The 20,357-nt window shown below is 44.2% G+C and carries 20 protein-coding genes; 17 read left to right on the top strand and 3 right to left on the bottom strand.

Annotated features, from left to right (window positions below):
* Window positions 1–83 precede the first annotated feature (83 nt).
* The 6 genes from CHX35_RS07635 (at window position 84) to CHX35_RS07655 (ending at window position 6,750) form a co-directional block, all read left to right on the top strand.
* Window positions 84–776, top strand: coding sequence for a hypothetical protein (locus tag CHX35_RS07635; protein ID WP_091836273.1), 693 nt, complete (start codon window positions 84–86; stop codon window positions 774–776).
* A 72-nt stretch (window positions 777–848) separates the two neighbouring features.
* On the top strand, window positions 849–1,832 hold the full coding sequence (locus CHX35_RS07640; RefSeq protein ID WP_091836275.1) for an NAD(P)H-quinone oxidoreductase: 984 nt from the start codon (window positions 849–851) through the stop codon (window positions 1,830–1,832).
* Between the two features lie 275 nt (window positions 1,833–2,107).
* Window positions 2,108–2,236: a YuzK family famiily protein gene (locus tag CHX35_RS18005; RefSeq protein WP_281252066.1), complete on the top strand. Its 129-nt coding sequence runs from the start codon at window positions 2,108–2,110 to the stop codon at window positions 2,234–2,236.
* A gap of 155 nt (window positions 2,237–2,391) precedes the next feature.
* On the top strand, window positions 2,392–4,188 hold the full coding sequence (locus tag CHX35_RS07645) for a M3 family oligoendopeptidase (protein WP_091836700.1): 1,797 nt from the start codon (window positions 2,392–2,394) through the stop codon (window positions 4,186–4,188).
* A 126-nt stretch (window positions 4,189–4,314) separates the two neighbouring features.
* A complete protein-coding gene (locus CHX35_RS07650; protein WP_091836277.1) occupies window positions 4,315–6,114 on the top strand; it encodes a M3 family oligoendopeptidase in 1,800 nt (599 codons plus the stop codon).
* 66 nt (window positions 6,115–6,180) lie between these two features.
* A complete protein-coding gene (locus tag CHX35_RS07655) occupies window positions 6,181–6,750 on the top strand; it encodes a GNAT family N-acetyltransferase (protein ID WP_091836279.1) in 570 nt (189 codons plus the stop codon).
* On the opposite strand, the gene CHX35_RS07660 is transcribed toward CHX35_RS07655, so the two are convergent.
* Complete coding sequence (locus CHX35_RS07660) at window positions 6,747–7,286, bottom strand: histidine phosphatase family protein (protein WP_245838696.1); 540 nt, start codon at window positions 7,284–7,286, stop codon at window positions 6,747–6,749. The two genes, CHX35_RS07655 and CHX35_RS07660, sit on opposite strands and share 4 nt — an antisense overlap.
* An 86-nt stretch (window positions 7,287–7,372) precedes the next feature.
* Between CHX35_RS07660 and CHX35_RS07665 the strand changes: the two genes are divergently transcribed.
* The 3 genes from CHX35_RS07665 to CHX35_RS07675 all read left to right on the top strand — a co-directional run bounded on the left by CHX35_RS07665 (window position 7,373) and on the right by CHX35_RS07675 (window position 9,428).
* Window positions 7,373–8,239, top strand: coding sequence for a YitT family protein (locus CHX35_RS07665; RefSeq protein ID WP_091836702.1), 867 nt, complete (start codon window positions 7,373–7,375; stop codon window positions 8,237–8,239).
* Between the two features lie 154 nt (window positions 8,240–8,393).
* Window positions 8,394–8,720, top strand: coding sequence for a PadR family transcriptional regulator (locus tag CHX35_RS07670; protein ID WP_091836283.1), 327 nt, complete (start codon window positions 8,394–8,396; stop codon window positions 8,718–8,720).
* Window positions 8,721–8,744: 24 nt separating this feature from the next.
* A complete protein-coding gene (locus CHX35_RS07675) occupies window positions 8,745–9,428 on the top strand; it encodes a DUF1129 domain-containing protein (protein ID WP_091836285.1) in 684 nt (227 codons plus the stop codon).
* A 152-nt stretch (window positions 9,429–9,580) separates the two neighbouring features.
* Here the strand turns inward: CHX35_RS07675 and CHX35_RS17480 are convergent, their stop codons facing one another.
* The gene (locus CHX35_RS17480; RefSeq protein ID WP_176391962.1) at window positions 9,581–9,751 is read right to left on the bottom strand and encodes a hypothetical protein; all 171 of its coding nucleotides are present in this window, start codon (window positions 9,749–9,751) and stop codon (window positions 9,581–9,583) included.
* 270 nt (window positions 9,752–10,021) lie between these two features.
* On the opposite strand from CHX35_RS17480, the gene sufC reads away from it, so the two are divergent.
* The 8 genes from sufC to CHX35_RS17485 all read left to right on the top strand — a co-directional run bounded on the left by sufC (window position 10,022) and on the right by CHX35_RS17485 (window position 18,902).
* The gene (gene sufC / locus CHX35_RS07680) at window positions 10,022–10,810 is read left to right on the top strand and encodes a Fe-S cluster assembly ATPase SufC (RefSeq protein WP_091836287.1); all 789 of its coding nucleotides are present in this window, start codon (window positions 10,022–10,024) and stop codon (window positions 10,808–10,810) included.
* 19 nt (window positions 10,811–10,829) lie between these two features.
* A complete protein-coding gene (gene sufD, locus CHX35_RS07685; protein WP_091836289.1) occupies window positions 10,830–12,134 on the top strand; it encodes a Fe-S cluster assembly protein SufD in 1,305 nt (434 codons plus the stop codon).
* Window positions 12,131–13,351, top strand: a complete 1,221-nt coding sequence (locus CHX35_RS07690; protein WP_091836290.1) for a cysteine desulfurase — start codon at window positions 12,131–12,133, stop codon at window positions 13,349–13,351. The genes sufD and CHX35_RS07690 overlap by 4 nt, the downstream gene beginning before the upstream one ends.
* Window positions 13,329–13,769, top strand: a complete 441-nt coding sequence (gene sufU, locus CHX35_RS07695) for a Fe-S cluster assembly sulfur transfer protein SufU (protein ID WP_091836292.1) — start codon at window positions 13,329–13,331, stop codon at window positions 13,767–13,769. Before CHX35_RS07690 ends, sufU begins: the two co-directional genes overlap by 23 nt.
* 31 nt (window positions 13,770–13,800) lie before the next feature.
* Window positions 13,801–15,225, top strand: a complete 1,425-nt coding sequence (sufB, locus tag CHX35_RS07700; protein WP_091836294.1) for a Fe-S cluster assembly protein SufB — start codon at window positions 13,801–13,803, stop codon at window positions 15,223–15,225.
* 420 nt (window positions 15,226–15,645) lie between these two features.
* Entirely contained in the window at window positions 15,646–16,722 is a 1,077-nt protein-coding gene (locus CHX35_RS07705; protein ID WP_091836296.1) for a hypothetical protein, read from the top strand.
* Window positions 16,723–16,799: 77 nt separating this feature from the next.
* Window positions 16,800–17,543 carry a hypothetical protein gene (locus CHX35_RS07710; RefSeq protein ID WP_140413572.1) on the top strand — a complete coding sequence of 248 codons (744 nt, stop codon included), beginning with the start codon at window positions 16,800–16,802 and terminating at the stop codon, window positions 17,541–17,543.
* A gap of 357 nt (window positions 17,544–17,900) precedes the next feature.
* Window positions 17,901–18,902 (top strand): beta-propeller fold lactonase family protein, encoded by a 1,002-nt coding sequence (locus tag CHX35_RS17485; RefSeq protein WP_176391963.1) that lies wholly within the window; start codon window positions 17,901–17,903, stop codon window positions 18,900–18,902.
* A gap of 292 nt (window positions 18,903–19,194) precedes the next feature.
* Here CHX35_RS17485 and CHX35_RS07720 read toward each other — a convergent pair whose 3' ends face one another.
* Window positions 19,195–20,328: an N-acetyldiaminopimelate deacetylase gene (locus CHX35_RS07720; protein WP_091836302.1), complete on the bottom strand. Its 1,134-nt coding sequence runs from the start codon at window positions 20,326–20,328 to the stop codon at window positions 19,195–19,197.
* Window positions 20,329–20,357: the final 29 nt, after the last annotated feature.

Here is a 20,357-nt window from a genome sequence, read left to right on the forward strand (position 1 = left end):
GACCTCTTCCCGATGATGGCTTCCTGTCCATGATAAAATAAAAAAAAACAAAAGGGGAACCCCTAGATTGATGGAGGATGAACATGCTGGATATTGAGGAACTTCAAGCAGAGGCACGATTAAAAGTTGCCCATTTGTTACCAAATACCATTTTTGAAGAATTTGATCAACCAAACGCTCGAATGCTCATCGCGGTGACCTTAATGAATCGTGGAGAAAAGGAACTGGCGTATGAACTCTTTAAAAGTATTTCATTATTGGGGCCGAGCGATAATGAAAATCGACATTTTGCTTATGTCCGAAGCCTGATAGAAATGGCGGAAATGGATGCGGAGAAGGACCATTTTGTTAAAGCAGAGGATGCCATGGCAAAAGCATTAGAGGCCTTTCCTGAATCCATGGATTATATGATGAGCAAAGTCCATCTGGAAGTGTATCACAGTTATTACCGGTTTAAGATGGGGGAGTTGATGGAGGCGCATGATGAATTAGAACAAATCATTCAGCGTGAAATTAAACGATTTGATGCGCTCCCCCTTGAGGATGGACAAAATCTAATTGGTCCAGGGCTTTGTTATGCGATTCACCAGAAAGCCTTGTTTTACGGTGAAGAAGGGTCATGGGAGCGAGCAGTTAACAGTTTCGATCGCCTTTGCCCTTATGCAACATGGGTAAACGATGAGAAGTGGAAGGAAGGTCAGGCACTCGTTCAAGCAGGGCAGTTAGAAGAAGGGTTTAGTGTGTTGGTTGAAGCAATCGCTTATGAAGCAGGTTAACTATGTACGGTTTTCGGTGTCTGATTTTGGGGAAGCCCATAAAGATATGTTCCTTTAAAGGAGGGAAGTCCAATGAAAGCGGTGTTAATCAATGAGCCAGGAGGACCTGAAACCCTTTTTCTTGGTGAGTATCCGAAACCAAAACCAACCGCTCAAGAATTATTAATTCGTGTTCAAGCAACCGCCCTTAACCGGGCTGATATTATGCAACGAGAAGGGAAGTATCCTCCCCCTCCTGATGCGAGTCCTATCCTTGGATTAGAAGTTGCAGGGGTAGTAGAGGAGGTTGGTGAGAGCAGTGGTTCCTGGAAAAAAGGGGACCGCGTTTTTGGACTGCTGTCGGGGGGAGGTTATGCAGAATATGCCGTTATACCAGGCGATATGGCGATGCGTATTCCGGATGAACTCTCTTTTACTGACGCGGCGGGTGTAGCAGAGGTGTTTTTAACGGCTTGGCAAGCCTTGTTTTGGATTGGCCACCTACAAAATAACCAACGTGTGCTCATTCATGCAGGAGCAAGTGGTGTCGGTACTGCTGCGATTCAACTAGCAAAGAATGTTGGGGCTTTTGTTGCAGTAACTGCCGGATCACAAGAGAAGTTAACAGCTTGTCAAAAGCTAGGGGCGGATGTCGGTGTTAATTATAGAGAAGGCCCCTTTGAACCTAAGTTACGCGAGGTTGTTGGTGAGGGAGGGTTTGATTTGATTCTTGACTTTATCGGTGCCTCCTACTGGGATCAAAACATGAAAGCACTTGCCATGGATGGTCGATTGGTCTTAATCAGTGCATTAAGTGGTTCACATATTAAGGGAATGAATTTGGTTCCACTCTTAGCGAAACGGTTGCAAGTGACGGGTACAACACTGCGCTCCAGAAGCCTTTCTTATAAAACGCAACTAACGCGAGATTTTGCACAAAAGGGACTTCCACTCTTTCAACAAGGAAAGCTGTCGCCTGTGATTGATCACGTGTTTTCTTGGGAGAATGTACAAGCTGCCCATCGCTATATGGAGGAGAATCGCAATATCGGGAAGGTTGTATTAGAAGTCAAATAAAAGAGGATCAGGAGATTTTGATTTATCGGGGTGCTCACGTCTTCCTTTAAGCGAAGTCGTAGATATTGACCGCTTAGGGGGACCATTTAGAGGAAAGCAGGAATAAGGAGAGGCTCTCTCCATCTCATCCGTACTCATCCCATGGAATAGGGAAAGAGCGGTGCTCACGTCATTTGAGGTTCGAGTCGTGCCTTGTTATAATTATGCTAACTCACGTATAAGGGAGAGATACTTTTATCAGTAATCCAAAGACATGTGAGACGATTGAGAGAGCAATGGTAACCGCACACAGTATGCCCTATGCAGAATATCAGCGTAGTCTTGAAAATCGCATGAAAGTGGAGGAAGCGCGTGAAGCTGACTACCGCAAAGCCAAGCGATTAGCTACAGAGTCTGGGGTATAATAAATTAAATAATTAAAAAAAGATGATGGAATTCCATCATCTTTTTTTGTATGGATTAACGATGTTTTCGACTCTTTTCTTGGTGATTTTCTGGTGGGGTGGGGAATAGGAGATGGTATACTCAAGAATGTACTTTTTTGAAAAAGGGTGAGAACATGGCTGAACAAAAACAACGGTACAGCATGAATTGGAACCTCGATGAGTTTTTTCCTGGAGGGAGCGAAACCCCACAATTTAATCAGTATATTAAAACTCTCGAGAAGGATATCGCTGCATTTAATGGTGATCTTCTTCGCTTAACAAAGAAGCCTTCAGAGGATTTTAATGTATGGAAAGCGGTGTTGGATCAATTACAAGGTCTCTCGCAACGTTTAGGTGAGGTAGGGTCTTATGTGAACTGTTTGACTGCAGAGGATATGAAAAATACCCATGCAAAAATGCTTCGGGGACGTCTTGCACAAATGGGGGCTGATTTTAGCTCATCATTAACCAAGTTGGATCAATTATTTCTTGAAATGAGCGAGGCTGGATGGGAGAACTTATTGCAAGATGCCCGCTTTTCTTCAATATCTTTCCCTCTCGCAGAGAGGAGACGGCGTGCAGCGGATCGCTTACCAGCCGATGGAGAGAGTTTAGTAGGGGATTTGGCAGTGGATGGATACCATGCCTGGGGGGACTTGTACTCCACCATCGTTAGCCGAATGACGATTCCTTTTTCTCAGAATGGTAAGGTTCAACAACTGTCAGTTGGACAGGCGGCTAATAAATTGAGCAGTGCCGATCGAAAGGTACGTAAACAAGTCTTTGATCAACTGAATAACGCTTGGGAGAAAGAAGAGGATCTGTTTGCCAGCACCTTAAATCACCTTGGGGGTTTTCGATTAAATGTATACCGCCATCGTGGTTGGGATTCGGTACATAAGGAACCCTTGGAAATTAACCGAATGTCAGGGGAAACGCTTCGTACGATGTGGGAAGTAATTGACCGAAATAAAGGCATGTTACTCCAGTACATGGATCGAAAAGCGAAGATGATTGGTGTGGAGAAACTAGCTTGGTATGATGTCTATGCACCAATTAGTCAAAATGAAAACCAGGTAGGATACCAGGAAGCCGCTGATTTTATTATCGATCAGTTTAACCGCTTTGATCCGCGGATGGCGGCTTTTGCTAACAAGGCGTTTCAAAACCGTTGGATTGAAGCAGAAGACCGTCCAGGGAAACGACCAGGCGGTTTCTGCACCAATTTCCCAAAGAGTGGTCAATCTCGTATTTTCATGACCTTTGCAGGCAGTTCCTCGAATGTGACGACACTGGCTCATGAACTTGGGCATGCTTATCATCAAAGTGTCATGGATGACCTCCCACAGTTGGCACAGCGGTATGCAATGAATGTTGCAGAGACGGCCTCAACCTTTGCCGAATCGATTGTTTCCGATGCTGCGATTCGTGAGGCGAAGAGCGATGAAGTAAAAGTGTCTCTTTTGGAAGATAAAATTCAACGGTCCGTCGCTTTCTTTATGGATATCCAAGCCCGATTCCTTTTTGAGACCCGCTTTTATGAAGAGCGGAAGAAAGGGTTGGTTAGCAGTGCAAGGTTGAAGGAATTGATGGTCGAAGCAGAAAAAGAAGCTTTTATGGATGCATTATCCGATTATCACCCATGGTATTGGGCATCCAAACTGCATTTTCATATCACAGGAGTTCCATTCTACAATTTCCCATATACCTTTGGTTATCTCTTTAGTACGGGTCTATATGGAAGAGCGTTACATACAGGTTCTGATTTTGCAGACAGGTATGTCGATTTATTGCGAGATACGGGGCGAATGACGACGGAGGATTTGGCACAGAAACATTTGGGAGTGGATCTAACCCAACCCACCTTCTGGCAAGAAGCGGTGGATGTCATTCATGCAGACATCAAACAATTTTTACAGTTAACAAATTAAGGGGAGTTACTATGAGGGAAAGGATCTTCATATGAGATCCTTTCTTAATTTTTAAGATTGTAGAGTCAATTATATAGAGAATAGATGGTATAATAGCCAAGTAAATCAAGTGAAAAGGGTGAGAATATGGCGAAGCATCAGCAAGAACTTCGTTTAACATGGGACTTAGAATGCTTTTTTCCTGGCGGTAGTGCATCGCCCCAGTATGAAGAGTATTTAAATACCATAGAAGCTTCTCTTTCTGTGTTGAATGCGCAAATTGATGAGCAGGCCGGCACACCCACTGAGGACCTCTCCAAATGGGATGAGATGTTGCAACAGTCGCAACGGATCGCTAGCCAGCTATGGGAAGCCATCGCATTTGTAGAATGTTTAGCTGCACAGGATACGACAGATAAAGGGGTTCCAATCCTCTATGGACGTAATAAGCAGTTGGGTGCTGCTTTTAATAGCACCTTGACCAAATTGGATCAGTTGATTTTGCAGATGGATGATGATCGCTGGTCTGCCTTATTACAGGATGAAAGATTTGCAGAAGTCTCCTTTAATTTAGCCGAACGCAGACTACGGGCAAAGGAGAAGATGTCTTCTGAAGGAGAAAGCTTAGCAGGAGACCTTGCTGTGGATGGGTATCATGCCTGGGGGAATATCTATAATTCTTTGGAAGGGCGATTGACCGTTCCTTTTGAAGAGAATGGCGAAATAAAGGAATTATCGATTGGGCAAGCGGACAACAAACTATATCACCCAGAACGCGGCGTTCGTCAACGTACGTTTGCTGCGATTGAGAAAGCATGGGAAAAGGAAGAGGACCTTGTAGCTGCAGCATTAAATCATTTAGCAGGCTTTCGAATTAATTTATATCGTCATCGCGGCTGGGATTCGATTCTAAAGGAACCATTGAATATTAATCGCATGTCTGAAAAAACACTCAAGACGATGTGGGAAGTGATTGATCAGAATAAAGCGAAGTTGCTTCAATTTTTTGATCGCAAAGCAAAGCTCCTTGGAGTGGAAAAATTAGCTTGGTACGATCTATATGCGCCAGTGGGCCGAGAAGAAGGGAAGGAGATTTCTTACGATGAAGCGGCTCACTTTATTACAGAGCAATTTCATCGTTTTGATCCACGACTGGCTACGTTTGCTGAAAAAGCGTATCAAGAAGGATGGATTGAAGCGGAGGATCGCGCAGGAAAATTACCCGGAGGGTTTTGTACCACCTTTAGTGATAGTGAGCAGTCACGCATCTTCTTGACTTATTCAGGAACGATGTCCAATGTGGCGACGATTGCTCATGAACTTGGGCATGCCTATCATGATGAAATGATGAACGGTCAGCCTCATATGGTGAAGGAATATGCCATGAATGTAGCGGAGACCGCTTCAACTTTTGCTGAACGGATTGTATCCGATGCGGCGATTCGTGAAGCCCAGAGCACACAAGAAAAAATCACGTTGCTAGAAGATAAAATCCAAGCAGCAGTTGCATTCTTTATGGATATCCAATGCCGCTTTCTCTTTGAAACCCGTTTTTATGAAGAGCGTAAAAAGGGTCTTGTTAGTGTCAATCGCTTAAATGAACTCATGCTTGAGGCGCAAAAAGAAGCCTTTATGGATTCATTAGCCGAGTATCACCCTCGTTTTTGGGCTTCCAAGCGGCATTTTTATGGAACAGAAGCTCCCTTTTACAATTTCCCTTACACCTTTGGCTATTTATTTAGTACCGGGATTTATAGTAAAGCATTGGAAGAGGGTCCTTCTTTTGCTGATCAGTACGTGGAGTTATTGCGGGATACAGGACGGATGACGACGGAGGACTTAGCACAGAAGCACTTGGGAGTTGATTTAACTCGCCCGGAGTTTTGGCAAAATGCAGTGAATCTCATTCATCAAGATATCGATCAATTCCTAACGTTAACTTCATAAACCAAATCAACGACCTCTTCATTGGGAGAGGTCGTTGATCCATGTGTTAATTAAGGAGAGGTACAGATGTACATATCGTTAAAGGGAGATCGTGTTCATTTGCGGGACTTTGCACAAATGGATCTGGATACCATTTGGTATTGGGAGTATGAATCAGCTGATCAAGAACATCACCGATGGAATGGCCCGTATTATAAGGTCCTAAAACCGACCCGTGAAGAATTTATGAGTCAATGGTTGGGCCACCTTGCTCGTCAAGAAACCGACGAGACCCGTTGGCGGTTAGCCATTGAGATTAACGGTGAGTTAAAAGGCATAGTGAGCCGCTATTGGGTTGATGAGGTGACCGATTGGATGGAAACGGGTTTAGTGATTTATGATTCCCGTTATTGGTCAGGTGGGTATGGAACAGAAGCCTTTCGCTTATGGATCAACTATCTTTTTTGCCATCTCGATACGACTCGTCTGGGGATATCCACTTGGTCGGGGAATGAACGAATGATCCGATTAGCGATGCGTATTGGGATGATCGAAGAAGGACGAATTCGAAGAGCGCGTATCGTTGATGGGAACTATTATGATTCGGTCAAAATGGGGATGTTACGCGAAGAGTGGGTGGCGATTCAAAGGGATTAATGGATATCGTCTAACTGCCATTCCTGGATACCACAATGATTTAGCTCATCGATGTCACCTGTAATGGAACGAATGACGGTACCATGGCAGACGACAATCACGTGTTGATAATCGCGATAACGTTCCAAAACCCCTTTGACTCGCTGGATAATACTATCAATCGGCTCCCAAATAGGTGTTTCACCGGGAGGGTGAACACCGTGATGGCGCTGAAATTCTGCGCGAAGTGTTTTCAATTGTTCAAAGGAATCATAAGATAAGGTTTGATCGGGGATCCATTCATGTAAGTCATATTCGACTTGAATGGGTAAATCGAGAATGCGGCTAATGATCGCTGCCGTCTGCAATGCTCGGGTATAGGGTGAGGACAAAATAAGATCCGCCTTCGCGAAGCGGGGATCATATGCGGCTTGCTTAGCTTCTCTTTCCCCCTTAACGGAAAGAGGCACGAGATCTCGTTGTACTCCTACTAAATGTCTTTCATCAGTTAATTCCCAGTAGGGTTCACCATGTCGAATCAAGTAAAACTGTGCCATCATGTTTCCTCCTGCATGATCAAATGATCAGGATAAACTACATAGACAAAAGAGGTGAGAGCTTGGAACAGAACGTGGTGCAAACGATGGGAAGACAACATAAGAAATTAAGTAAGGTAAAGGTACTTAAGAGAGCCATCCTGATTTTTATAGGCGCGGCCTTTGTAGCAATCGGTTTGGAGGTCTTTTTAGTTCCAAACAACGTGATTGATGGAGGGGTTGTGGGGGTATCCATTATTCTCTCCTATCTCACGAGTGTACCATTAGGTGCTTTATTATTCCTTCTCAACTTGCCCTTTTTTTTTCTAGGATACAAGCAGATTGGAAAAACCTTTGCCCTATCCACCCTTTTTGGGGTCGCGGTGATGTCCGTGGGAACGACCTTACTCCATTCCATTGAGCCTGTGACCGATGATCCACTTTTAGCATCTGTATTTGGTGGCATTGTATTAGGAATCGGTGTGGGAATGGTTATTCGTTATGGTGGATCCTTAGATGGAACGGAAATCCTTGCGATCATGTTTAATAAACAACTACCCTTCTCCGTAGGTCAAACGGTTATGTTTTTTAACATCTTTATTCTAGGAAGTGCAGGATTTGTGTTTGGTTGGGATCGAACGATGTACTCCTTAATCGCTTATTTTATTGCTTTTAAAACCATTGATATTACCATGGAAGGCTTTGACGAGACGAAAGCAGCTTGGATCATTAGTGAACAAGCAGAAGAATTAGGAGATGCTATTTTAAACCGGCTTGGACGGGGTGTGACCTATTTAAATGGGGAAGGTGCCTATACCGGTGACAATAAAAAAGTGATCTTTTGTGTGATTACGCGCCTTGAAGAAGCTAAACTGAAGTCGATTGTGGAAGATTTAGACGAAGGAGCTTTTTTGGCAGTTGGTAATTTGCATGAAGTTCAGGGCGGACGCTTTAAAAAACGAGATATCCATTGATGGAGCGAATCCAGAAAAAGCGAATGCTTTTAAGACCTAGGGATAAACACCCTAGGTTTTTTATTGCATAAAGAGAGGTTCATCGATATACTGATTACCAACGCACACTACCTTGCATTGCAAGGTAGTGTGTGATGCGAACGGAGGATGACGGATGTCTACCTATAGTCAAATGTTAAAAGGAATTATGGAGGGTTGTATCCTGGAAATGATCAATCAGAAAGAACGTTATGGATATGAGCTGAGTCAAAAATTGAGTCAGCATGGTTTTCCCCACATTAGTGAAGGAAGTATTTATCCTTTACTCTTACGAATGCAGAAAGAGGGTTTGATTGAAGGAAGTTTGATTCCATCCCAATCAGGGCCACGAAGGAAATATTATCGACTGACACAAAAAGGGGAAAAAACACTTGCTGAATTTACACACCAATGGGATGCATTAAAAAGGGCAGTGGATAACGTACTTGAACCCAATACATAAATGAAAAAGAAAGGAGCGTCGATGATGACAGTACAGGAAATGATTGAATGGAATAATGCTCGTCGGAAGACTTTGTCAGATGAGGGTTTATCTTATTATGAAGAGATGCTTGTGTATATCCGCAGTAGTTGGGTACCAGAAAAACAAGGAGAAGAATTATTACTAGAGATATTAGAACATTTAATCGAAGCAGAGGGGGAGGGACGTTCAGTCGATGAGGTTTTTGGAGATCATCCGGAAGTCTTTTGTAAAGAAACCATTGCGGCGTTACCAAAGCGAAGCTTAGGTAGTTGGGTGATGTTGATCGGTACAACCATATGGACATCCTTAACGTGGATGTTAGGGATTCATGCCGGGTTAGGTATTCTTATCATGATTGTTGGTCAATGGGTTTCGTTATCTCCAAATATAAAAAATGCGATTTCCAATATTAATGCATGGTCATTCATAGAGATAGCATTTTTAGTATTTATATCTATTGTCATTATCTTTATGGTTCTGAAAAAGGAGATTGTATTATTGGAAATGGAGAGTTCTGTAAAGAATAAAATCAAATTTTCTGGAATCCTATTGATGGTTTGGCTTCTGTTTTACAGTGTTCATCAAATGCTCCCTCCTGTTACTATACCCATGTCCCCATGGATCAGTGGTGCTTTATTTATCCTGGGTTGGCTCGGGCAACGGTGGTTGTGGGGACGAGTCGAATAGCAAAAAGTCCACATCATGCAATCATCCTCTCATGTTCTTTTGTGATATAGGAAAGAGTAAAGAGTGATAGCAAATGACGGAAGCAAAATAAAAACACCTGAAAAGGTGTTTTGGCGCTGACGGGTACTTGAAGGTATTTGTGGTGTTCCATCCTACGACGAGTTTTTTTTTGCGTCAGGCTTCTCCTGTTTCATCTCCTTACGAACATACCACCCATCTCCGATGGATTCATATCCCTCACGATTGGAAGTATGAAGTGGGCAAAAGTCACAGCGTCCGCCTGGGCGTTGGCGGTAACATTCAATGCATCGAATGGGTTTCATTGGTTTCCCTCCTTCGAGTGACAGTCAAAATTTCACAGGGGGGAGACATCAATCATTTCTAGGGAGAGAATGGATCCGACGGAAGGAAGCCTTGAATCATATGGGGGCATAAGATAGAATGTAATGAGAATCAGGTGAGAATAAGTCTAAAAACCGGACCAGCTTACCTGGATTGAGCTTATCGTAACATAACCATTTCCACCTGCATACGGGAAATAGCGGAATCGCCTGCTAAAACCGAGGGTGAAGAGAATACGGAGGAATGCACAAATGTCGACGGTTCCCAAACTGACGATAAAGGATCTTCATGTGTCCATTGAGGAGAAAGAAATCCTTAAAGGTGTGAACTTAGAAGTAAAAGGTGGCGAAATCCACGCCATCATGGGTCCAAACGGTACAGGGAAATCCACCTTGGCCCAGGCACTCATGGGTCATCCACGTTATGAAGTGACATCCGGGGATGTTTCCTTAGACGATGAGGATGTATTGGAAATGGAAGTCGATGAGCGTGCGCGTAAAGGATTGTTTCTCGCCATGCAATATCCTTCTGAGATCGCAGGGGTAACCAACTCCGACTTCTTGCGTAGTGCGGTGAATGCAAAGCGTGGAGAAGGCAATGAGATTTCTATTATGAAATTTATCAAGCAGTTGGATAAGAAAATGGGACAATTGAACATGGATGAGTCCTTTGCCAACCGTTATCTCAACGAAGGCTTCTCTGGTGGGGAAAAGAAACGGAATGAAATTCTCCAGTTACTTATGTTGGAACCCCGTATTGCCATTCTCGATGAAATCGACTCCGGTCTTGATATCGATGCATTGAAAGTGGTGGCGGATGGCGTGAATGCGATGCGTAATCCAAACACAGGCTTCCTGATCATTACGCACTATCAGCGTCTTCTTAACTATGTAACTCCGGACTTTGTTCATGTAGCCATGCAAGGTCGCATTGTTAAATCTGGGGGTCCTGAGTTGGCTGAACGTCTAGAAGCTGAAGGATATGACTGGGTAAAAGAAGAGCTAGGCATCGATGACGAAACTGCCGAACAACAAGCTTAAGAGCGGAGGAGGGTACGAGATGAGCGTCAATACTGAACAACTCTTCGACCGTCAAACCGTTACGCAAATTTCCCAGGCGCAAGAAGAGCCAACTTGGATGTTGCAAAAACGCCTTGCCGCTCTGGATGAGGCTGCAAACCTTTCTCTTCCTAAACTGGAAAAGACACGGATTGACCGTTGGAACTTTACTTCCTTTGATCCCTATCGCGGGGAAAAAAGCGTAGCGTCCATTGATGCTTTGCCAGAGGAGGTCCGCCAATTCGTATCGGCGGAGAAAGAAGATCACGTCTTTATTCAAAAGAATTCCAGTCCTGTGTTTCAGCAGCTGTCTGCTGAGTTAAAAGATAAAGGCGTTGTTTTTACCGATCTTGCCTCGGCAGCGCGGGAGCATAGTGACCTTGTGCAAAAGTATTTCATGACCGATGCAATTGATCCAAAAGAACACCGTTTGTCTGCATTACACCAAGCATTATTTAGTGGAGGACTCCTTTTATACATTCCGAAGAATGTTTCGGTGGAGTTACCCTTCCAAGCCATGTTCTGGGCAAGTGGTAAAGGGGTTGGAACCTTCCCCCATGTGCTCGTTGTATTGGAAACCGGTGCCAATGCCAGCATGATTGCCAACTTTGTATCCGACGCGGATTCAGATGCAGTCGTCAATGGTGCCTTTGAAGTGTTCCTTGGAGACAATGCTCGCTTAAGTGTAGCCAGCTTGCATACCCATGGTACGGAAACGACAGAAGTTGCTTACCGTCGTACGGTAGTGGGCCGAGATGCTCACCTTGATTGGACGGTAGGGGATCTTAACGGGGGACGGACGATCTCCGATAATACGACGCATATGCGCGGCTCAGGATCCAATGGAGAGATTAAATCGATTACAGTGGGTGCTGGCGAGGAACGCTCCAACATTACTTCGACTTTCCGTCATTGGGGAACGCATACCGAGACCAACATTGTGGCTCGGGGTGTGATGTTGGATGCGGCGCAAACGATTTTGAATGGGGTCACAAAAATTGAAAAGGGTGCGACCAAAGCGAACGGGGTGCAAGCTGAAAAAGTCTTGATGCTTTCCCCTGAAGCTCGTGGCGACGCAAACCCGATTCTCTTGATTGATGAGAATGACGTTCAAGCAGGTCACGCAGCAAGTGTAGGGAAAATTGATCCGATTCAAATGTTTTATCTCATGTCCCGTGGCCTTTCTCGCAGAGAAGCCGAGCGTCTTGTGATTTTTGGCTTTGTGGGTCCTGTGTTGGATACGATTCCCTTTGATTCGCTTCGTGAGCGGATTGTCAATGTCATTGAAGGGAAGCTCAGCTCATGAACCCATATGCTAAAGATTTTCCGATTCTCGACCAGCAAGTGAACGGAAACCCTTTGGTATATCTTGATAGTGCCGCAACCTCACAAAAACCGTTTCAAGTAATTGAGGCTGTGGAAAACTACTACAAAACGATGAATTCCAATGTGCACCGTGGGGTGCATACACTGGGATCACGAGCAACGGATGCTTATGAAGGGGCTCGGGAAAAAGTTCGTCGTTTTATTCATGCAGGGTCTACCCGGGAAATTATTTTTAACCGTGGAACGACAACGGGGTTAAACCTGATTGCTTCCAGTTATGCACGTGATAATCTGAAAGAAGGCGATGAGATCATCATCTCTCCTTCAGAACATCACAGCAACCTAATTCCCTGGCAACAAGTTGCTAAAAAGACGGGTGCTACTTTAAAATATTTTGAATTAGAACCCGATGGGACACTGGATCATGCGAAAGCGAAGGCGGCGATTACGGATCGCACCAAACTCGTTGCCATTGCACATGTATCCAATGTGCTGGGTACGGTTTTCCCTGTAAAGGAATTGGCAAGTTGGGTGCATGCTAAGGGTGGTGTGATCGTTGTTGATGCTGCTCAGAGTGTGCCGCACATGAAGGTGGACGTACAAGATCTTGATTGCGACTTCCTTGCTTTTTCAGGTCATAAGATGGCAGGACCGACGGGGATTGGTGTTCTTTACGGAAAGGAATCCTTGCTCAATGCGATGGAACCCATTGAATTTGGGGGCGAAATGATCGATACCGTAGAGCTGTATGATTCGGATTGGAAGGAACTCCCTTGGAAATTCGAAGGGGGAACTCCGATTATTGCGGGGGCGGTTGGCTTAGGAGCCGCTATCGATTATTTGGAATCGGTTGGGATGGATACGATTGATGCCCATGATCGTCATCTAGCTCGGTATGCAATGGAGCGGATGGAGGAAATTGAGGGGATTCAGATCTATGGCCCCCGGGAGAATCGGACCGGACTCGTTACTTTCAATCTTGATTCTGTTCACCCTCATGATCTTGCCACGGTGCTGGATGCAGAAGGGATCGCTGTCAGGGCAGGGCATCATTGCTGTCAACCTCTCATGCGCTGGTTAGAAGTAACAGCAACCGCTCGTGCCAGCTTTTATCTCTACAATAACGAATCCGATATCGACCGATTGGTCGCGGGTTTAAGAAAGACAAAGGAGTATTTCGGCCATGTCTTTGGATGATCTTTACCGTCGTGTTATTATGGATCATTACCAACAACCGAGAAATCGGGGGCAGATTGAAGATGGTTCCGTCACGGTGGATTTAAACAATCCTACCTGTGGTGATCGCATCTCCGTACAGATGCGTGTGAAAGATGGTATAATTGATGAAGCAAAATTTGAGGGGGAAGGTTGTTCAATCAGCATGGCCTCCGCCTCAATGATGACCGAAACGGTAAAGGGTCTGAAGTTGGACCGTGCATTGCACTTGGTGGATCTTTTTTCTCGGATGATGCAAGGGGAAGAGATTGATACGGAAGAGTTCCCCTTAGAGGATATCGAAGCGTTGCAAGGCGTGGCCAAGTTCCCTGCACGGATTAAATGCGCGACTCTTGCCTGGAAGGCCCTTGAGAAGGGCGCTAAAGAATCAGCTGAATAACGGCTGTTTCACCCTGAAGGAGGGATGAATTGTGGCCAAACAAATGCCCGATATGTCGGATTATCAATATGGTTTCCACGATAAAGACGTCTCTGTTTTCCGTTCCAAGCGGGGATTGACACGTGAAATTGTGGAAGAGATTTCTCGAATGAAGGATGAACCCCAGTGGATGTTGGATTTCCGTCTGAAATCCCTGGAACAATTTTATAAAATGCCCATGCCAACAAGTGAAAACTCGAAGTGGTTTTCGATTCTGCCTGGTAAACTGGATGAACTCAATTTTGATGACATCACGTACTACGTGAAACCCTCTGAGCGTCAAGGACGTAGTTGGGATGAAGTACCTGATGAGATCAAGCAAACCTTTGAGAAATTAGGGATTCCAGAGGCAGAGCAAAAATTCCTTGCCGGGGTATCCGCTCAGTATGAATCGGAAGTGGTATACCACAACATGCAAAAGGAATTAGAGGATCTCGGTGTGATCTTCTGCGATACCGATACGGCAGTGAAGGAGTATCCGGAGCTGGTAAAAGAGTACTTTGGTACGGTAGTACCTGCTACGGATAACAAATTTGCAGCACTCAACAGTGCGGTATGGAGTGGTGGTAGTTTCATTTACATCCCGAAAGGGGTGAAGTGTGAGGTCCCACTACAAGCCTACTTCCGCATTAATTCGGAGAACATGGGTCAGTTTGAACGGACGCTAATCATCGCAGATGAAGAATCCTTCGTTCACTACGTTGAAGGATGTACCGCTCCGATTTATAGCACGAACTCCCTTCACAGCGCCGTTGTGGAAATCATCGTGAAGGACCATGCACGTTGCCGTTATACCACCATTCAAAACTGGGCACCAAATGTTTACAACTTAGTAACGAAGCGTGCAGTTGCTGAGAAGGGTGCTCACATGGAATGGGTGGATGGTAACATTGGTTCCAAGCTAACGATGAAGTACCCTGCTGTCATCATGAAAGGGGAAGGCGCTAAAGCGGATGTCCTCTCCATTGCTGTTGCAGGTAAAGGTCAGCACCAGGATGCAGGTGCAAAGGTGACGGCACTTGCGCCAAACTGTACGTCAACAATCGTGTCGAAGTCCATCTCCAAACAAGGTGGGAAAGTCACCTATCGCGGACTGCAAAGTTTCGGTAAAAAAGCAACAGGATCCAAAGCGAAAATTGAGTGTGATACCCTCATTCTTGATGACCAGTCCACTTCGGATACGATTCCTTATAACGAAATCAAAACCGACGATATCGTGTTAGAACACGAAGCAACGGTATCAAAGGTCTCTGAGGAGCAACTGTTCTATCTCATGAGCCGCGGTCTATCGGAAGAGGAAGCGACCCAGATGATCGTGATGGGCTTCATTGAACCCTTCACCAAAGAGCTTCCGATGGAGTATGCCGTTGAAATGAACCGGTTGATCAAGTTTGAAATGGAAGGTAGTATTGGATAAACCATGCCTTTCAAGGTAATTGTTTGTTCAGGAATAATGCACCCACAATTCACCCACGAACATTAGGTGGTGACATTGTGGGTGTATTTTTCATTCATACGATTAAAAGATGTAGTAAACATGTAGTTGCCAATAGGAAGACATACCTTAGTACAAGCCCCTCTGCAAGTCTTGCCATGACCGAAAGACGGCGACGGAGGAGGGTGGAGGTGGATGGAATCAGAGGAGGGTGAATCATACAGAACGCATGTAAATAGGTTGGAACAGAGAGACTTCTCTATCGAACCCCTATCTAATCCTATTGAAAAAACTGTACAACATAATTCACTGAAAAATAAATTCTTGACTGTAAGTATAAATTTGGTATAGTAGTATTTATGTGAAAAATACATAATAATATTAGGATGGAGAAGTGGTTAGATGAAATCGTTTGGAAAAATAGCAGTTACTTTAGTATCTATTTTAACTGTATCTTCATTGACAATTTCGCCAGCATACGCAGATGGGGGTGAATGGGTTTCTGCGGGGGCAGATGCCACTTTTTATGAAAATAGTAAAGTAGTTCAGATTACAGGGGGAGACTTTGAAGCTTCCATAACGGTGTCAGGGATTCGTGATGCTAATATTTCTGAACAGGATCGATATGTTAATTTTGAATTGTGGGAGGATGATTCTACTAACGAGGATGATTATGTAGGAAGTTGCGAAGTAGAGTTGAAATCAGATTTGGGTTTTGGTCATAGTGATTGTATCTGGCGCGATATAGATAAATTCGTAGATGGAGAGAATGGCAAAGCTGAATTTTATCTTAAAAGGGACTCCATGTTGAATTACCCTGCAAGTGGTGTATATTACAGTGGTCACGATGCTGAGGCCCCTACTGATAGCCAGGAGATGGTTGTTGGTGATAACTACGGAGAGGTAGTGGGGTACTATATAAAGGACGAAAAGGGATTTGAAAAGGTTCAAAACCCTGAGCAGTCTGGCTCAGTAGAGTTGGGCAATGGTAGTCCCAATCATACAGTAGTAGAAATTGATGATCCTGAACGTGCACCGGCTTGTCCTGGTGGATGGGAATATAATGCTTCAAAGACCAAATATGCTTTTTCAAAAATTACTTATGGTAAAGTTGGTTACAATTATGGTCACAAAACAATGAAATTCGCATCTACAATAACGACAACAAAAACACAAGGCACGGAATTTAGTTCACAAGTGGAAGTCGGTGGTCAGATAAAAGCTGTTGCCTATGAAGTAGGAGCAAAAATTACATCTGGAGGAAAGATTTCCAATTCAGTTACCGTGTCAAAATCTGATACTATGGAAGTTTACATAGATCCTGGTTATAAAGGTTGGGCAGACTATGGATCTATGAGAGAAAGCTGGAAGGGTGAACTCTATTACTTGACAGACCGGTGTAAGAAGACGAAGGAGAAATATCTAAACGTTTATCTTCCTCGAAGAGATGCTTATGTATTCAAAGATAAAAAGTTATGAGATATCCAATTCGATATATATATGTTGTATTTTCACTTGTGATCTTATGTGGGTGTTATAATGATGAATTAAATAAGGTGCAAATAAAGGATTCAAATGAAAAAAAGCAATCAAATGATGTAATAAGCGTTAAAGAGTTTGAAGTAAATGACGCTCCTTTTAAGCAAAGTAAGACACCGGAAGAAGCTGTAATACATCAAGTTAAATATAAATTATCGAATAAAAAAGTGGTTCAAGCCAAGAAGAAAAACGTACTATACAGTGTTACCTATGGTAATCAAGGGGTTACTGCTGTAAAGGTGCCTTCCTGTACTGTTACCGACTATTTTCTCTTTTCCACAGATCCCGACAACGATCGAAAAGAAAAACGTTATTGGGCAATAAATGGTGTTCTGGATGTCACCATTGGAGAAATGGAAAAAGATTCAAAAGGCCTAGCTTTGCCTTTCAAAGAATTTGTTTCAGGAAAATTTTCTATAGACGACAACGATAAAAAGGTTATATGGGCCATTGCTAATGAAAAGCACGTTATAACCATAGGGAAGTTTCCCATTCCCCCTCTCGATCATAAACTGAATGGAAAGCCTCAACTGCAGTTCCCGTTGGAAAATTTTTCTCCCAAGGATCCCAAACGGGACTCTATTCTCAACATGGGTAAACACTATCTATTCCTAGGAACAAAAGGGAATCCCATTCTCTATTACCGCGAGGGAGATTCTCTCATATGGATTAGTGGAAATGTCTCCGAAAAGGAATTAAAAAAACTAGCCGCTTCCTTACCAAAGGTTTCAAGCTCTAGTTTTCCTTTCTCTAAAGAGTAGAAAAGAAAAATCATATAATTGGGTGCATCCCCCTCAGATAGACAAAAGTTATTGTTTATTTGAGGGGGTTCTTCTTATTGAGGGATAAAGTTAATCGATAAACATCTGAGTGTAAAGGACTACACAACTAGAGAGAGGGTGGTAGGGAGGGGGGAACAAACCTCTGGGAGGGACTCGCCCTGAGCTCCGGTGGCTGCAATGCTTTTTTGAGCGAATGTTGGTTTAGAGCTTATTCCTCTTTCCTATCAATCGAAACTAAAAATAGGTACACGCTTACCCTTTTGATTTGAACACTTGTCTGCGGTAGCGAATAGAGTGTTAGAAATCAATTTTGGTAGGAGTGTGGGGTAATTGGGTATGGGTAGTAAATTATATGTGAGTAATGCCGGCAGCAATAAGCTCTCGATTATTAGTCTCCTGACCAATCGGGTGATAAAAACGGTGAGAGTGGGACCGAGCCCGGCCAATATTCGCTTATCTCCAGATGGACAGTATATTTTTGTTTGCAATATGGGGGGGAGAACGGTTTCCGTCCTGCGAGCGATAAATAATCAGATCGTCACCCATATCAGAGTAGGACGAGGCCCCAATAATATTAAGTTTTCAAGAGAGGGATTCGGTTACGTAACCAATTTTAGAGATCGAACCATTTCCATTATCGACCCAGATAATTTTAAAGTCATCAAAACGGTAGTAGTAGGACCCCGGCCGAGAAATGTGGAGTTTTTCGGAGAGAAGAATTTGGCTTATATCACCATCCATGGTAGTAACTATATTTCCGTTCTCAACACGTTAAGTAACCGTGTGGTTGATCGAATTAGGGTGGGTCGAGGACCTTTAGTCACGGAGATTACAGATGATGGACAAATCTTGTATTCAACCAATGAGCGAAGTAACACGGTATCCGTTGTCGATTTAAACACGAATACAACGATTAAAACGTTGCGAGTTGGAAGAAGACCACGCATTATTGCGCTATCACAAGACCGCTCACAAGCCTATGTTACCAATCGAGGGGGCGTCACTGTCTCCATTATTCGAACGGCTGATAATACGGTCAGTAATACCGTTCGAGTCGGGCCAAATCCTACTAATCTAGCAACATCGAGTGATGGAAAGTTGCTTTATGTCACGCTGTTTCGGGGGAGGTCTGTGGCTGTTGTCCAATTGGATACTCTTCGTGTGCGCTATGTTCCGGTCGGGAGAAAGCCCTTTGCTGTGGAGTTACTGGATAACGGACTGCGGGGATATGTAACCAACATGGGCAGCGATACCGTGTCGGTTTTTCGGACGAGGGATCTAAAGGTTTTTAAAACGATTGAGGTAGGGAAATCTCCAAGAAATATCCGTGCATTTTAACGGCGGATATAGTACTTTCTGCCCTTTTAACCAGTGTAAAAGGGTATGCATGAATGGTTCGCTTTTAAAAAAGGAAGAACCCACCTGATAAGTTGGGTGGGTTCTTCTGTTTAGGGAAAGTTGTTTATTTCTTTTGTGCACAGTTTCTTTTCGCGTTTACATCGGTGAATTTGATCCTTCTGCAAACGAATCGTCGGTTATTATTAACTTCTTGAACAAGAAAGCTTGTTTTGTCCGTATTCTTTATGCTAGAAAATTTTCTTGTACACTTGTATGTAGTGGATTGTTTAGGTCATTGAGCCTGCGTTTCAAGGTACTTAATCATTAATCGAATCGCAATCGGAATGGCTTCTTCGTCGGGTTCGAGCTGGGGATGATGAAGACCATAGGGGGTATCTACACCCAGCCAAAACATAAAGCCGGGAATCTCCTTTAGAAAATAACCAAAGTCTTCTCCAGCCATGGCCTCACGACATTCGATGACTTCAACGTTTCCTTTGGAACCCGCCCAGTCCATAAAGGATCGAGTTAGGGCTTCATTGTTGGTAACCTGACAATAGTTGGCTCCCCAATCGATGCTCGCTTTGCATTGAAAGCCGATTTCGATGCCATGGACGAGAGAGGAGACTCTCTCTTTGATTTTGTCCATGACGTCGATGGAGAGGGTACGGATCGTTCCTTCTAGACGGGCAGAGCCGGGAATAATGTTTTGCTTGGTGCCAATGGTTACTTTCCCAAGCGTTAAAATTGCGGAGTCTAACGGATCGATATTGCGCGAGACAATGGTCTGTAACTGCATCGCCAATTGCGAAGCTGTGATCACCATATCATTGGCACGATGGGGCAGGGAGGCATGTCCGGATGTGCCTACAAGGTCAATAAAAAGCTCAGAGGTATTGGCAAAGAGAATGCCCGGTCTTGTCGCAATGGTTCCCACGGGATAGTCCGGCCCGATATGAAGACCGAAGAGTTGATCGGGTTTCCATCTCGTAAATTCGTCAGTTGCCAGCATCGGCTCGGCGCCACCAGGGCCCTCTTCCGCAGGTTGGAAGATAAAAAGAAGATGATCCTTCACAGGATTGTTGGCAAAGTGGGAGAGTATTCCTAGACCGATCGCCATATGCATATCGTGACCACAGGCATGCATCTGACCAGGGTGTCTGGAGGAAAAGTCATAGGAGGTTTCTTCCGTCAAAGGAAGTCCGTCCATATCGGCACGCCAACCTAAGGTTCTCTTTCCTACTGTTCCTTGTACACGAACCAAAATACCCGTACGCCATGTCTTTACCTCCAAGTAATCTTGGGGGAGACGGGCGATAAAATCTAAGAGATAGCGTTGGGTCTTCCATTCTTGAAAACCCAATTCAGGTATCTGATGGAGGTGACGTCGTACTTCGATCATCGAGTGAAGGTTGCTTGTGCTCATAGTTTTCCTCCTTTGCAAAGGAACAGGTC

It is taken from the genome of Marininema halotolerans (assembly GCF_900116235.1).
In the GTDB taxonomy this organism is placed as follows: Bacteria; Bacillota; Bacilli; order Thermoactinomycetales; family DSM-45169; genus Marininema; species Marininema halotolerans.